Genomic DNA, 14,193 nt, shown 5'->3' with positions numbered 1-14,193 from the left:
CCGGGTCGGGTACCGACTGTGCGCGGTCGTCACCTCGACGGTGACGTTCGGGGTCGATTCGTCTGTAGATAGACATAGATCAGGGGTGGGGCCAGGCCGAACAGCATCAGCAGGAGGGTGCGGGCGTCGCTGCCGAGGGGGACGTCACCTCCCGGGCCGGAGCTCGCGGCGGCGAGGAACGACAGCGTCCACGCGACGATGGGGATGAGCATGACGATCGGGCGCGGGGAGACGGTGCGGGCGCCGAGCACCAGCAGTACGTTCACCACACCGGCGATGGGAGCCGCGATCGGGAAGGCGACGCTGCCCAGATACAGCGGCAGATAGAGCACCTCCAGAATCAGCGTGATCACCGCGTCGACGACCAGCGCGAGCATGATCAGCGCGCCGAGGGCGGCGTACACGGGCCGGGGCAGGCGCAGGCGGGACCGCGACGGGGCCGGCTTGCCCGCCTGGTCGTCCACGGCGGCCGTCACGCGACCGGCGGGTAGCCGAGCAGCGTCAGCAGATGGCTCTGCATATCGGCGAACGCGTACAGCACCGACATGTAGAGCTCGTGCTGCTGTTGCGCGCCGGGGCGCAGGCTTTCCACGAATGCCACGATGGCGTTCTGGAGCTCCCAGTTGTACATGCGATCGAGTTTAGGCGGGCGCGCCGAACAGATCGTGCTCACGCCCATCCGGGCCGAGCGGCCCGCGGACGCCGCGGACCAGCACGAAATGTTCCTCCGGCAGCACCGGCTGGGCGATGTTGTTCGACAGCGCGAACTCGCGCCCGGACGGCGCCACCGTCACCTGCGTGGCGTGCGCGCGCAAGGCTTCCCGCTTGGCCGCCAACACGTCCGAGACGTCGACGGTGGTGGTGACGGTGCTGCTCGGCACGCAGGCCAGCTCGCCTTCGGCGGGCAGGCGCCACCCGGCGGGCAGCGCACCCGGCAGCCCGTCCACCGTCCGGCGGGCCAACGCCTCGGTGTGCAGTGCCAGCAGGTCGGCGTCGGTCACCGTCCAGTAGAACTTCGGTGTGTCCCAGCCACGTTCGGCCGCCGCATGCACCGCTTCGGTGGTGATCTGATGGGCCCGCACATGGTCGGGATGGCCGTAACCGCCGTCCGGGTCGTAGCCCACCACCACCCTTGGCCGCAGTTCGAGCACGATCTCGGTCAGCGCGTCGACCGCTTCCCGGCCCGACCGGACGAACGCGCGCGGATGCTCGGCGCTCGGGGTGCCCGCCATCCCGGAATCCCGCCAGCGTCCGGCGCCGCCGAGGAAACGCGGCGGCGCGGCGTCGAGCGCGGCCAGCGCCCTGGTGAGTTCGAGGATGCGGTAGCCGCCGAGCTGATCGGCGTGCTCGGCGCTCAGCTGCGCCCACTGCGCACCGATCACCTCGCCCTCTTCACCGAGGGTGCAGGTGACCACGGTGACCGGGATCCCCCGACGGCGATAGTGGGCGATGGTGCCGCCGGTGGTGATCGATTCGTCGTCCGGGTGCGCGTGCACCAGCAGCAGGCCGCCGGTACCGGTGGCGGGCCCGCTCATCCGACCCGCCGCCAGTTCGCCGCGTCGCCGAAGATGCCGACCTGGATGGCGCCGCTGAGCGAGGCGCCGTCCACCGACGGCCCCGAGGCCGCGACCACGTTGTCCTGCACGATCGGCAGTACCGTCGCCGCCGCCCACAGGCGTGGTTCGGCCTCGGCGAGCACCCGGGCGGTCTCGATGCCCACCAGCGCACCGTCGACGGCGGGCTGGGCGCCCGGATCGCAGATGCCCGACAGGTTGCTCGGCGCCAGCCGGACCACTTCGGCATCGGGGTCGGGATCGCCGTCCGGGCCGGGCGGTGTCACCGGCGGGCAGCCGTACCGGGAGGCCAGCACGGTGGCCGGGTCCGAACCCGCCACCTCCCAGCCGACGATGGCGTCGATGGTGCCCTCGACCAGCTCCTTGCCGTACAGCTCGTCACCGGCGACGCTGCGCACGCTGGCGTCGATACCCGCGCTGCGCAGCTGGTCGGCGGCGGTATGGGCGACGGCGAGCGCGGTGGGGTCGTTGGCGACGGCGCCGATCCGAATGGTCAGCGATTTGCCGTCCTTGGCCACCGGGCGCGGGCGCGGCGCGGGCGAGGTGGCCGAGACCACGGGCGGTGGTTCCGGGGCCCGCCCGTACCCGGATTCGGCGAGCAGGGCGAAGGCCTCGTCCTGGCTCGGGCGCGGCGGCGCGGTCGGCACATAGCCGGGATCCGACGGCGAGAGCACCTGCGCGCGCACCGGTTCCACCCAGCCGCCGGTCTGCGCGCCGACGGTGGCCAGCAGCGCCGGATCGAGCAGGGCGAGCACCGCCGTGCGCACCCGCGGGTCCACCAGATCGCCGCTGCGGCCGTTCAACACGAATTGCAGTTCCCGCGCCTGCGGCATGATCGCCGTGCGCACCGACGGGATGGCCGCCAGCTGCGCCTGGGTCGCCACGCCGCCGTGCACCAGCGCCATCTGCGCGTCGCCGGTGCGCAGCGAATCCGCCACCTGCGCGGGAGTTCCGCCGCGGCGCAACAGGATCTGATCCGGCACCGCGGGCTTGCCCCAGTACCGGTCGTTGCGTTCGAGCAGGATCTCGTCCCGGCCCTGATCGGCGGATTTGATCTTGAAGCTGCCGCCGGACACCGCGATGCCCTCGGTCAGCGTGCGCTGGAAACCGCCCGGCGAATCCTTCACCAGATGTGAGGGCAGCAGATTCGCGAACAACTGCCGCCACGCCGGATACGGTGCCGCCATGGTGACGGTGACGGTCTTACCGCCCGCCGTCGACGCGACGTCGGAGATCAACCGGTAGCCCGCCGGATCCACCACGCCGGGCTGGGTGATCATCTGCCGCCACAGGAACCGGAAATCCTCGGCGGCGATCGGCGCACCGTCGGACCAGTTGGCCTGATTGCGCAGCTTGTAGGTGATGGTGAACGGTTCGTGCGAGGTCACCTCGGCCTGCTCGACCAGCGCCGAATCGGGCACCCACTGCGTGCCGCCGGGCACCGCGGGATCGGGCACCGGACGGAACGGGCTCGGCAGCACCATCGAGCTGACCGCCGCCGTCGCAGGCGACTGATCCGAGCGCAGATGCGGATTGAAGCCGATGCCGATGTCGTCGATGGCCACCACGACGGTGTTCTTGCCCGGCTCGGCCGGCGTCGTCTTCGGACTGTCGGTGCTCTCGATCGGCGGCGGCGGGTTCGCGGTGCACCCGGCGACCACCGGCAGCAACGCCGTCATCACAACCAGCATCGCACGCCACATCGCGCGCCGTCGCGCCCCCGAATTCACCCTCGGCACTCTACCTCGCCATATCGTGCTCGGCCGTGTACGCGAAACCGCCGAGCACGGGGCCCGGCGGTTTCGTGGCACGGCGTGGGACCTCGCCTGGTCGTCGGCCTACTGCGCGGCCGCGCGGTCGCGGGCCTTGCGCCGGGAGGTCTCCCTGGCCCGGTCGGTGGCGGACAGGGTCACCTTGCGCACCCGTACCACCTCGGGGGTGACCTCGACGCATTCGTCGGCGGCGCAGAACTCCATGGCGCCTTCGAGGTCGAGCTGCAGCGGCTTGGCCAGGGTCTCCATCACGTCGGCGGTGGAGGAGCGCATGTTGGTGAGCTTCTTCTCCCTGGTGACGTTGATGTCGAGATCCTCGGCGCGCGGGTTGATGCCGACGACCATGCCCTCGTAGGTGTCCGCACCCGGCTCCACGAAGAACTGGCCGCGGTCGGCGAGCTGGATCATGGCGAACGGGGTGACGGTGCCCGCACGGTCGGAGACCAGCGAACCGGTGTGGCGCGCGCGGATCTCACCGGCCCACGGCGCGTAGCCGTGGAAGACGGCGTTGGCGATGCCGGTGCCGCGGGTCTCGGTGAGGAAGTCGGTGCGGAAACCGATCAGGCCACGCGAGGGCACGATGAACTCCATCCGCACCCAGCCCGCGGCGTGGTTGTTCATCTGGACCATCTTGCCCTTGCGGGCGGCCAGCAGCTGGGTGATGGCGCCGAGGTACTCGTCGGGGCAGTCGATGGTGAGCTCTTCGTAGGGCTCGTGCACCTTGCCGTCGACGGTCTTGGTGACCACCTGCGGCTTGCCGACGGTCAGCTCGAAGCCCTCGCGGCGCATCTGCTCGACCAGGATGGCCAGCGCCAGCTCACCACGGCCCTGCACCTCCCAGGCGTCGGGGCGGCCGATGTCGAGCACTCGCAGCGAGACGTTGCCGACCAGTTCCTGATCCAGCCGCGACTTGACCATGCGCGCGGTGAGCTTGTGCCCCTGCACCCGGCCGACCAGCGGCGAGGTGTTGGTGCCGATGGTCACCGAGATGGCGGGCTCGTCGACGCTGATGCGCGGCAGCGCCACCGGGTTGTCCGGGTCGGCCAGGGTGTCGCCGATCATGATGTCCGGGATGCCCGCGACGGCGACGATATCGCCGGCCACGGCCACCTCGCCCGGCTGACGCTCGACGCCGATGGTCTGCAGCAGCTCGGTGATCTTGACGTTCTTGACGCCGTCGGCGTGCATCCAGGCCACGTTCTGGCCCTTGCGCAGCTCGCCGTTGTGGATGCGCACCAGCGCGAGCCGGCCTAGGAAGGCCGAGGCGTCGAGGTTGGTGACGTGCGCCTGCAGCGGCGCGGTCGGATCGCCCTTGGGCGCCGGGATGTTCTCGAGCAGCACCTCGAACAGGGCGTCGAGGTTCTCCGCGTCGGGGGCCTGCCCGTTCTCGGGGGCCACCTTCGACGCCTTGCCCTCTCGGCCGGAGGCGTAGAGCACGGGCAGATCGAGGGCGAGTTCGGCGGCCTCGGCGGCGTCGTCGTCCAGGTCGGAGGCGAGGTCGAGCAGTAGATCGTGGCTCTCCTCGACGACCTCGGCGATCCGGGCGTCGGGGCGGTCGGTCTTGTTGACGACCAGGATCACCGGCAGCGAGGCGGCCAGCGCCTTACGCAGCACGAAACGGGTCTGGGGCAGCGGACCCTCGGAGGCGTCGACCAGCAGCACGACGCCGTCGACCATGGACAGGCCGCGCTCGACCTCACCGCCGAAGTCGGCGTGGCCGGGCGTATCGATGACGTTGATGACGGTCACGGAGCCGTCGGCGTTGTGCCGGTGCACCGCGGTGTTCTTGGCGAGAATCGTGATGCCCTTCTCGCGTTCCAGGTCGCCGGAGTCCATGACCCGGTCGACCAGCTCGGCCCGTTCGGCGAAGGCGCCGGATTGGCGCAGCATGGCGTCGACCAACGTCGTTTTACCGTGGTCGACGTGGGCCACGATGGCGACGTTGCGAAAATCGCGTGCAGACGACACGCTTGTTCCTCCTGCTGTTCGGTAGATGGTGGCGACGGTGCTCACTGTCCGGCGCCCCAAGGTTCCTGACGCTCGCGCTGTACTCGATGCCGGCGCGAGCGGGACCCTACGTGGTTACGCAAGCTGCCGCCTACGGGTCCTGACCCTCGCGCCGGGGCTCCCTGTACAAAACAGGTGGAGAATGGAACTCACCGGGCATCGCGGCCAGATACACCCTACCGGCACCCAGGTGCACCTGGGACTCCACATTCGACTAAGGGTAGGCTTACTCGCCATGGGCAAGGTCAAGGCAAAGAAGGTTTCGAGCCTCAAGCCGAAGAAGAAGTGCTGCCGCAAGAAGACGCGGTGCATCAAGTGCCCTGTGGTCATCATGCGGATGAAACGCCTGGAAGCGGCGGGTGTGACGGGGAAAGAGCTGAAGAAGGGCTTGAAGAAGGCGCGCGCCGCCTGATCCGGTCGAGGCCCGGAAGCGGCAGCGAAGCGTCACCATGCAGGGCCTCCGGATCAGGCGACATCCAACACCGACTGATCCTGCGAGGTTTCGTGGACCGCGCTCATGATCATGCGCAACCGGGGTACAACGAGACAATGACCACTACCCCATTACTGTCCGACGACGAGATATCGGCGGCCTTGACCTCACTGCCCGAATGGTCCCGCGAAGGGGATTCGATCAGCCGCACGATCAAAGCCGCGACGTTCCCCGCCGGGATCGAATTGGTGCGCCGGGTCGCCGTCGCGGCAGAGGCCGCCAACCATCATCCCGATATCGATATCCGCTGGCGCAATGTCACCTTCACCCTGTCCACGCACAGCGAGGGCGGGCTCACCGCGTCGGATGTGGCGCTGGCGCACGAGATAGATCGGCTGGCCGCGCAGTCCGAGTGAGCAGCCGCTGCGCGCAGATGATCCACACCAGCATCGCGAGCACGCCGGCGACGTCGACCGTCCCCAGCCAGGACAGCACCCACGGCCGGGGAATGGTCCAGATCGAGTCCTGGAAGAACGACAGCACCCACGGCGCGCCGACCAGCGCGGTCACCAGCCAGTAGCCGGCGAAGACGCGCGCGCCCGGCACCTCGCGCAGCGGCCCGTACAGCAGCCACAGCACGGTCGGCAGCAGCCAGACCCAATGGTGTGACCACGAGATCGGCGAGATGAGCAATCCGAACAGCTGCACCATCAGCAGGGTGCCGAGCCGGTCGTCGGGCCCGAGCGTGCGCCAGGCCAGCAGCGCCAGCACCGCGACGAGCACGACCGAGGCCACCCACCACGGACCCGTCTCCACGTCGTAGCCGAGCAGCCGGCTCAGCGCGCCACGCAGCGACTGGTTCCACACCGATCCCACCGGCCCGATTCGGTCGGCGTCACCGAGCAGGGTGCCGAAGTAGCGCCGGGTCTCGCCCGCGGAGATGAGGAAGCTGAGCCCGACCGTCGCGCCGAAGACCGCCGCCGACCACGCCACCGTCGCCCAGCGCCTGCGCGCGAGAAAATACAGGCCGCTGATCGCGGGCGTCAGCTTGATACCCGCCACCACGCCGACCAGCGTGCCGGAGATCCACCACCGCGCACTGCGCACCGCGAGCATCACCGCGAGCACCAGGAAGACGTTGACCTGTCCGTAGTCCATGGTGGTTCGCACCGGCTCCAGCCAGAGTCCGATCGCGGTCCAGGTGATCGACGCCGTGCGCCAGCCCGGCTGCTGCGCGGTCTCGGCGCCGAGAATCAGTTCCAGCGCGATACGCACGATGGCGTACAGCGCTGCCGCGATGGCCAGCAGCCAGGCGATCGCGACCACTGTGAAGGGCAGATAGTGCAGCGGGAAGAACACCACGGCGGCGAACGGCGGATAGGTGAACGGCAGCGGGAAATCCGGGGTCTTCTCCGCGTAGGTGAAGTCGTAGAGCTTGTCGGTGAGCAGGGCCGCCGAGCCGTCGACGTAGACGTGCAGGTCCACCAGGTTCATGCCGTTCGGCGCGAACAGCATCCACAGCAGCCGGGCGAGCACGCTGGCGGCCAGCGCGGCCACGGCCCAGCGGGTGTGGGTGGCCCAGCGATGCGGTGCGGCCGCTCGGGCGGGCACGACCGGCGGGCATGCGTCCGTCCGAGCGCTCTGCTGGTTCAAATGCGGGACTTTCGATTCGGGCCGGGGCCGGCCGGATCGCGTCGTTCGGGCGATTCGGCGGCCTGGAATGGAAGGCTCCGACTACATTAACCGCAGTGCGGGCGGCGACCACGCTGCCCTGGCATACACATCCCCCGAACCACAAGTAACATTTGCATCAACTTTCACACCAGTAACACTGAACGGCGCTACCTTCTGATAACACGTTCGTCCACGGCGCGCATTTCCGGCACCGCTGCTGTACAACATGCGGCGTTGTCCTTAGAGTGACCCCCGAAACGACGGCTTTTCAGCGTCGACCAGATGTACCCGAGGTAAGGACGGCAAGACCAGTGCTTCGCACCCGAGGATCGCGGATCGCCTTGTCCGCGCTCGCCATTGCGGCGAGCGCCATGCTCGCCGCGCCCGCGACAACCGTCGCGGCCCCGGCGCCCGCCGCGGCGCCGAACAGCGTCCCGATGGTTCCCGAGGGCGTTCCGGTGGACGCGCTCGCCGCCCTGACGCCTGCCATCGTGGGCCAGATCGCGGCCGCCGAGACCGCGAGCCCCCAGGCCGCCCTGCTGGACCAGGCCAAAGCCCTGCTGGCCACCCTGAATCTGCCGCCGCAGATCAAGTCGACGCTGGAACGCATCATCAAGTTCCTCGACGGCAGCGGCGGCGGTGGCCCCGACCTACCGGAGCAGGGCCCGGCCATCGCGCAGTTCCTGTACCCGACCATCGGTAAGGGCTGCATCTCCGATTCCGCCGACTCGGTCGGCACCGCGCTCGCGGTGCCCGGCCCGGCCCAGCTGCCCCCGCCCGGGCCTGCGGCAGGCCAGACCGGGTTCGTGTTCACCGCGCTCGGCACCAAGTCGCCGACCGATGTGCAGAACCCGCCGATGACGGTGCAGTGGCTCAACCTCGACACCCGCCAGTCCGGTGTCCAGGCGCTGACCAACGAGGCCAAGATCAACCCGGACGGCCCGGCCACCCTGTCGGCCATCGCGAACACCGGCTCCGGCCGCATCGTCGCGGTGATCGGCGGTTCGCTGACCACGCAGGCCGCCGACGCAGCGCCGCGCACCTGCAACTTCCTGCCGACGGTTGGCTTCTTCACCGTCGGCTGATCCGCCTCTCCGCGTTTTTGCCGGGAGTTGGGAGCCGGGCTGGTAACTCACCGGGCCGCCGGTTGGTACGCACCAAGTTTTGGGCGTACCCGGTGAGTTACCCGCATCTCGCGAATTCAGTTGTTGCGTAAGCAAGCGGAACAACTGGTTCGCTGTGATGCCATTCGCGAAATCACGCTGGTGTTCTCCCCCGCAGCGCCGCGCCGCTGTGGTAGACCGAACCCATGGCGACTGTCGAACGTTCGATGAAGTCCCGCGATTCGGTCCGCAGCCGGCGTTCGCGCCGGTCGATTCTGTCCATCCGCTCCGAAGGTTCGATCCTGTCCATCGGCTCGGCGTATTCGATCCTGTCCATCGGCAGTGTGGGATCGATCCTGTCGATCGGCTCGGTGGGATCGTTCGCCTCGGTGATCTCCTCGGGATCCTTCGCCAGCCTCGGTTCGGCGCTGTCGGGGCTGTCGCGGTGGTCGCTGCTGTCTTGGATGGGCAACCATGAGGCCCCGGAGTCCAGGCCGATGCTGCGGGTGGTCCCCGATGACGAGCCGGATCTGCGGGTCGACCCGGCCTGCCACTGCCAGACCTGAGGCCTACCAGGCTCCGTATTCGGCGGTGAGGATGTTGTTGAGATCGACGCCGACGCCGTCGATGGCGCGGTCGTCGATCTCGAACTGATGCAGATGCGCCGCCGGGTTCACATAACCCTCCGGCGTGCCCCAATCGTGCTGCCAGTACCAGGATCCCAGGCCCGCGGCGACGGCGAGATCAATGGTGGGCGAGTTCGCGTAGACGCCGGTGTTCTCCCGGCCGAGCACAGCGTGCCAGCCGAGCAGGTAGGGCGCGATCATGGTGGCGAAATCGGCGGCGGAGGGGTTGTCGTCGATCGAGGCGTAGATCGGCACACCTTCCGGTCCGCCGGCCGCCAGATGCAGTTCCAGGCCGCGTTCGGCGTGCCGCTTGCCGGCTTCCAGACCACCGCGCCAGTCGGCGGTCTGGCCCTTGCCGAACTGGTAGCACGACACGATCGTCAGCCCGGCCGCGTTGAGATCTTCGACCTCCGCGGCGAGCAGTGGTTTGCCCGCCATCCATTCGGCGCCGGGACGGCGGTCGGAGACGTAGCGGATGACGCCGGTATGGCCGGCGTCGCGGATGGCGGCCGCCGACGGTACTCCGGCGGCGTAATCGACGAGGGTGCCGAGCGATTCGGCGCGCGCACGCGGCAGGCTCGCGGTGGCGCCGATCGAGCCGACCACGGCCGCGGCAGCCGCGTAGCCGAACAGCTCACGCCGGGACAGAGACGAACGCATCACTGGACTCCTTCGCCACCCCCGACGACACCGACCACTGAGCAGCGGCCCGGCGCACCTTCCCCAAGTGTCACTCGTGCGCCGGTAGCCTCGAACGTGAACTCATTCCACCACATTCACATGGGAACCGCCAGACCCACTGGGCACTCTGATCACTCATGCCACAGCGGGGTGTTCACACCGTCCCATCGATGCGGGCGCCCACGTCGATGGTGCGCCCGGCCGGGTCGGCCAGTTCCTTGCGCACCACCTGCGCGACCTGCGCGATCACCTGTTTGCGAATGCCCGCGAGCGCGCCGAGGGTGGCGGCCCGCAGGCCGACCGCGCTGAACTCGAGCCGGATGTCCTCGCGGTCCGGCGGCGGCACGTCGATGACGATCAGCAGCGGATCCGCGGCCCGCGCGGTGAGCAACAGCGGTATGCGGACGTCGGCGCGGTAATGGTTGGCCTTGAGGACGTCGACGGTGATGTCCAGCCAGACCGGCAACAGCAGATCGAAGCCGACGTCCGAATGGCGGGGATCGGGGCGCGGGCGTTCGGTGAGTTCGGGCAGCCGGACCGCCCCGCGCACCGTCACCGTCGCCGATTCACGCGGGCCGGTGCGGAACGGACCCACCTCGATCGCCCGGCCGGCGAGCCCTTTGACCACCTCGAAGACCCGGTCCCTGGTGACGATCAGCGGAAAGAACCGATGGCCGAACTCGTCGTAGCCGATCCAGTCGAACTCGCTGTCGTCGCGATGCGGGGACGGCGTGCCCGCGACCATCGCCGCCACGTCGAAGACCCGCGAACGGCGTGCCTGCGGATCGGCGAGCATCGTGTTCACCCGCTGGGCGACCTCGCGTTGCACCACCCCGGCCACCGGATCCAGCAGCCATTCCCCTGCGGTGTCCACGGCCTGCGCGCGCAGCACGACGCTGACGTCGGCGGGTTTGATCGGCGGGATGTCGATGACGATGAGCAGCGGCGCGGCGGTGCGCGCGTGCAGCGTCATATCGATGGCGACGACCGTCTCCAGCCGCAATTTCTTGCCGCCGAGCAGCACTTTCACCGACAGCGAGACCGGAACCCGCATCTCGAAGGTGACGTGCGGGCCGCTGCGGACCACCACCGGCCGGCCCACCTTGCCCTCGGCCACCAGCCCGGCCAATCCGGCAGGCCCCACCGAGAAGGGGCCGAACTTCATGCCCTTGCCCGCGATTCCGGCGACCGCCGCCTCGATCCGGTCGGTCGTCACCGCGTGGGTGACGAAACGTTCGCCGAACTCGGCGTATTCGATCCATTGCGGATCGTTGTGCGCTTGCTCTATCGGCTGCATCAGACGTTCCGAGACCCTCACCTCCAACGGACTGTTCGACACGGTACGCGATTCGGGTGTCGATCAGACCGCATGGCGGTGACGGCCATGTCATGTCATGAAAAGAGTGATCCCTGTCCTGCCGATGAGGGGACAGCAGGACAGGGATCGGTGGCGGCGCTGCCGGGCGCCTCCGAAGTACATGCTAGGCGTCGATATCCCGTCCGACGAGCCCTTTGTTCGCTCGCCGGAACATTCACCTCGTCGGGCGTGGTTCAGATCCGGCCGAACCCGACAATGCCGGGCACCTCGGCGAGGGCGAACCGATGGATCCGCACCGTGCCGAATTCGTTGCCGCCGATCGTGGTGACGGTGCCGTTCTCGGCACCGAGCACGACGTTGGTGTGCTGGGTGAACGGACTGCTGTCGCTGTAGAGCAGCACATCTCCGGTGCGCGGCTGGTAACCGGCGCCGATCGGCACGAACCGCCCGGCGGATTCGTAGTACTCCTGCAGGGTGTACACGCCGGGGATCCGCCATGATCCCGAGTTGGGGTTCGACAGCGGCAGGCCGGCCTCGCGCATGACCCAGCTGACGAAGTCGGCGCACCACGGCTCGGTGACACCCTCCGCGTACTTCGGCCCCTCGCCCGGATCGGCGAATTCCCGCTCCAGCACGGCAACGATCGCCGCCTGTTCGGAGCTGAGCGCGGCGGCGTCGATCTCCGGGAACTGTCGCAGTGATTCACCCACGACGGCCGAATGGGTGTCGCGCTCCTGCCACCAGCGCACACCGGCCACGCCCGCGACGACCATCGCGACGATCAGCAGTCCCGCGATCAACCATCCACCGGCACCGCGCCCCTCCGCTCGCATCGTCGTCGATGCGGCTCCCCGCTGCGTCATCCCGGCTCCGTTCATCCAGGGGCTACCCGCGTTGCCCTACCTCATTGGACGTTCGGCACGGCCGAGTGGTTCCCGCCTCAGTCGGATACAGCCGCGGGCTCCTTCTTCCCCATCGGAATCAGGCTGGTGAGCACGATCGCCACGACCGCCGCGGCCACCGAGATGAGGAAGGCGGTGTGGAAGCCGTCGCGGGAGGGCAGCGCGTGCCCGGCCAGCGAGATGGTCATATGCGCGAGCACAACGCTCATCACCGCCGCCGAGGTGGACGTGCCGATGGAGCGCATCAGCGAGTTGAGGCCGTTGGCCGCCGCCGTCTCACTCAGCGGCACCGCGCCCATGATCAGCGCGGGCATCGCGGCATAGGCCAGGCCGACACCGCCGGCGACGATCACGCCGGCCAGCCCGATCTGCCAGACGCTGTTCATCAACACCAGCGCGCACAGGTAGCCGATGGCGATCACGCCGGAGCCGACCGCGAGGGTGAACTTGGGCCCGCGTGCCGCGGACAACCGCGCCGATACCGGCGAGAGCAGCATCATCACCAGTCCGCCCGGCGCCATCACCAGACCGGCCTGCACCATGGACAATCCGAAGCCGTAGCCCGTCGCCTCAGGGGCCATGAGCAGCTGCGGGAAGGTCAGCGACATGCCGTAGAGCGCGAAACCGACGGCCACCGAAGCGATATTGGTGAACAGCACGCGCGGCCGCGCCGACACCCGCAGATCCACCAGCGGCGAACGCTGCCGCAATTCGAAGTAGCCCCAGCCGAGGAACGTCAGCACCGAGACGGCGAACAGGGTCAGGATCGACGCGCTCCCCCATCCCCAGTCCGCGCCCTTGCTGATCGCGATCAGCAGTGCGAGCAATGCGATCGAGAGGCCGACCGCACCGCCGAAGTCGAAGCGGCCGGGCGTGCGCACCGGCGATTCCGGGACGAACGTGACCACGGCCAGCAGGCAGAGCAGGCCGAGCCCGCCCGAGATCCAGAACAGCATGTGCCAGTCGGCGTTCTGCGCGATGAAGGCGGCGAACGGCATGCCGATCGCACCGCCAACGCCGAGGGTCGCGCTGATCGTCGCCATGGCCGCACCCACCCGCTCGGGCGGCAGCTCGTCGCGAATGATGCTGATGCCCAGCGGGATCGCCCCGACCGCCATGCCCTGTAGCGAGCGGCCGACGATCGCGGGCAGCAGCGCGGTGGACAGCGCGCAGATCACCGAGCCCGCGATCATCGCGCCCAGGTTCACCAGCAGCACCCGCCGCTTGCCGAACATATCGCCGAGCCTGCCGCTGATCGGGGTGGACACCGCACCGGCCAGCAGCGTGGCGGTGACCACCCAGGCGGCGTTGGACGCGGAGGTGTTCAGGTAGCCGGGCAGCGACGGAATGATCGGGATGACCAGCGTCTGCATCAGCGAGACGACGACACCCACCGTCGAGAGCGTTGCGATGAGAACGGCGGGCGCGGGTGTGCGCCGGTTGTCGGTCGTGTTCGAGGACACGTCGGCTACAGCGGTCATGAATGTGTACGATACATATCATGTGTATGGTACACAATTTGGATTTCGAGTGACGTGCGCGACATAGTGATGGCCATGTCCGATTCGGGTGATTTCGGTTCGGCGGCCGAGAAGCCGCTGTCACGGCTGTCGTTCGAGCTCACGCTGCTGTCCCGCCATACCCCCGCATCCAGTCGTCATCCCCGTTTTCAGCTGGACCGTTCGGCGTACCTGATCCTCACCCGGCTCGACGTCGGATCGCCGTTGAGCCTGCGGGAACTGGCCGAAGCGCTGCGGCTGGACATCTCGACGGTCAACCGCCAGGTCGGCGCGATGCTCGATCAGGGCTTGGTGGAGCGGGTCCCCGATCCGGAGGGCGGGCTCGCGCGCAAGGTCCGTCCCAGCAACAAGGGAATGGAGCTGCTCGCCGCCGACCGCACCGTCGGCCGCGACGGGATCGGCCGCGTCGTCGCCGATTGGCCCGCCGAGGACGTCGAACAGCTGCACCGGCTCATCACGAAGTTCAACCAGTCGGTCGAGCGGCTCGAGGGCAACCCCTGGCCGCGGCCCGGCAGCTGAGAGCCGGCCGAATCACCCACCGAGACCGCCGAATCCCGTGCGCGACGCCGTCGGCTCGATACAC

At 68.8% G+C, this 14,193-nt stretch carries 15 protein-coding genes; 5 read left to right on the top strand and 10 right to left on the bottom strand.

Features of this window, described 5'->3' with window-relative positions:
- Positions 1 to 29 precede the first annotated feature (29 nt).
- The 5 genes from AC5W7N_RS16435 to typA all read right to left on the bottom strand — a co-directional run bounded on the left by AC5W7N_RS16435 (position 30) and on the right by typA (position 5,314).
- Positions 30 to 476, bottom strand: coding sequence for a hypothetical protein (locus AC5W7N_RS16435; protein ID WP_163809161.1), 447 nt, complete (start codon positions 474 to 476; stop codon positions 30 to 32).
- The gene (locus tag AC5W7N_RS16430; RefSeq protein WP_014352710.1) at positions 473 to 631 is read right to left on the bottom strand and encodes a hypothetical protein; all 159 of its coding nucleotides are present in this window, start codon (positions 629 to 631) and stop codon (positions 473 to 475) included. The genes AC5W7N_RS16435 and AC5W7N_RS16430 overlap by 4 nt, the downstream gene beginning before the upstream one ends.
- Before the next feature lie 10 nt (positions 632 to 641).
- Positions 642 to 1,535, bottom strand: coding sequence for an N-acetyl-1-D-myo-inositol-2-amino-2-deoxy-alpha-D-glucopyranoside deacetylase (gene mshB, locus AC5W7N_RS16425; protein WP_495921848.1), 894 nt, complete (start codon positions 1,533 to 1,535; stop codon positions 642 to 644).
- Positions 1,532 to 3,277 (bottom strand): ABC transporter family substrate-binding protein, encoded by a 1,746-nt coding sequence (locus AC5W7N_RS16420; RefSeq protein WP_163809883.1) that lies wholly within the window; start codon positions 3,275 to 3,277, stop codon positions 1,532 to 1,534. Before AC5W7N_RS16420 ends, mshB begins: the two co-directional genes overlap by 4 nt.
- Positions 3,278 to 3,412: 135 nt before the next feature.
- On the bottom strand, positions 3,413 to 5,314 hold the full coding sequence (gene typA / locus AC5W7N_RS16415; RefSeq protein ID WP_163809158.1) for a translational GTPase TypA: 1,902 nt from the start codon (positions 5,312 to 5,314) through the stop codon (positions 3,413 to 3,415).
- A gap of 274 nt (positions 5,315 to 5,588) precedes the next feature.
- On the opposite strand from typA, the gene AC5W7N_RS16410 reads away from it, so the two are divergent.
- Entirely contained in the window at positions 5,589 to 5,765 is a 177-nt protein-coding gene (locus tag AC5W7N_RS16410; RefSeq protein WP_085996247.1) for a hypothetical protein, read from the top strand.
- A gap of 137 nt (positions 5,766 to 5,902) precedes the next feature.
- Positions 5,903 to 6,202, top strand: coding sequence for a 4a-hydroxytetrahydrobiopterin dehydratase (locus AC5W7N_RS16405; protein ID WP_194990327.1), 300 nt, complete (start codon positions 5,903 to 5,905; stop codon positions 6,200 to 6,202).
- Here AC5W7N_RS16405 and AC5W7N_RS16400 read toward each other — a convergent pair.
- The gene (locus tag AC5W7N_RS16400) at positions 6,141 to 7,397 is read right to left on the bottom strand and encodes a mannosyltransferase (protein ID WP_495921847.1); all 1,257 of its coding nucleotides are present in this window, start codon (positions 7,395 to 7,397) and stop codon (positions 6,141 to 6,143) included. The two genes, AC5W7N_RS16405 and AC5W7N_RS16400, sit on opposite strands and share 62 nt — an antisense overlap.
- Before the next feature lie 374 nt (positions 7,398 to 7,771).
- Between AC5W7N_RS16400 and AC5W7N_RS16395 the strand changes: the two genes are divergently transcribed.
- Together AC5W7N_RS16395 and AC5W7N_RS16390 are read left to right on the top strand one after the other, a co-directional pair.
- A complete protein-coding gene (locus AC5W7N_RS16395) occupies positions 7,772 to 8,545 on the top strand; it encodes an Rv1157c family protein (RefSeq protein ID WP_495921846.1) in 774 nt (257 codons plus the stop codon).
- Positions 8,546 to 8,769: 224 nt separating this feature from the next.
- Positions 8,770 to 9,129 (top strand): hypothetical protein, encoded by a 360-nt coding sequence (locus AC5W7N_RS16390; RefSeq protein ID WP_163809149.1) that lies wholly within the window; start codon positions 8,770 to 8,772, stop codon positions 9,127 to 9,129.
- A 3-nt stretch (positions 9,130 to 9,132) separates the two neighbouring features.
- Here AC5W7N_RS16390 and AC5W7N_RS16385 read toward each other — a convergent pair whose 3' ends face one another.
- The 4 genes from AC5W7N_RS16385 to AC5W7N_RS16370 all read right to left on the bottom strand — a co-directional run bounded on the left by AC5W7N_RS16385 (position 9,133) and on the right by AC5W7N_RS16370 (position 13,571).
- The gene (locus AC5W7N_RS16385; RefSeq protein WP_495921845.1) at positions 9,133 to 9,849 is read right to left on the bottom strand and encodes a DUF1906 domain-containing protein; all 717 of its coding nucleotides are present in this window, start codon (positions 9,847 to 9,849) and stop codon (positions 9,133 to 9,135) included.
- A 175-nt stretch (positions 9,850 to 10,024) separates the two neighbouring features.
- Complete coding sequence (locus AC5W7N_RS16380) at positions 10,025 to 11,167, bottom strand: hypothetical protein (protein WP_194991503.1); 1,143 nt, start codon at positions 11,165 to 11,167, stop codon at positions 10,025 to 10,027.
- A gap of 254 nt (positions 11,168 to 11,421) precedes the next feature.
- On the bottom strand, positions 11,422 to 12,051 hold the full coding sequence (locus AC5W7N_RS16375) for a CHAP domain-containing protein (RefSeq protein ID WP_194991502.1): 630 nt from the start codon (positions 12,049 to 12,051) through the stop codon (positions 11,422 to 11,424).
- A gap of 77 nt (positions 12,052 to 12,128) precedes the next feature.
- A complete protein-coding gene (locus AC5W7N_RS16370) occupies positions 12,129 to 13,571 on the bottom strand; it encodes an MFS transporter (RefSeq protein ID WP_163809141.1) in 1,443 nt (480 codons plus the stop codon).
- Positions 13,572 to 13,640: 69 nt separating this feature from the next.
- Here AC5W7N_RS16370 and AC5W7N_RS16365 point away from each other — a divergent pair, with 69 nt between their 5' ends.
- On the top strand, positions 13,641 to 14,129 hold the full coding sequence (locus AC5W7N_RS16365) for a MarR family winged helix-turn-helix transcriptional regulator (protein WP_375139359.1): 489 nt from the start codon (positions 13,641 to 13,643) through the stop codon (positions 14,127 to 14,129).
- Positions 14,130 to 14,193: the final 64 nt, after the last annotated feature.

The sequence above is a fragment of the Nocardia sp. CDC519 genome, assembly GCF_059509835.1.
This window is presented reverse-complemented; position numbering and strand designations above follow the sequence as displayed.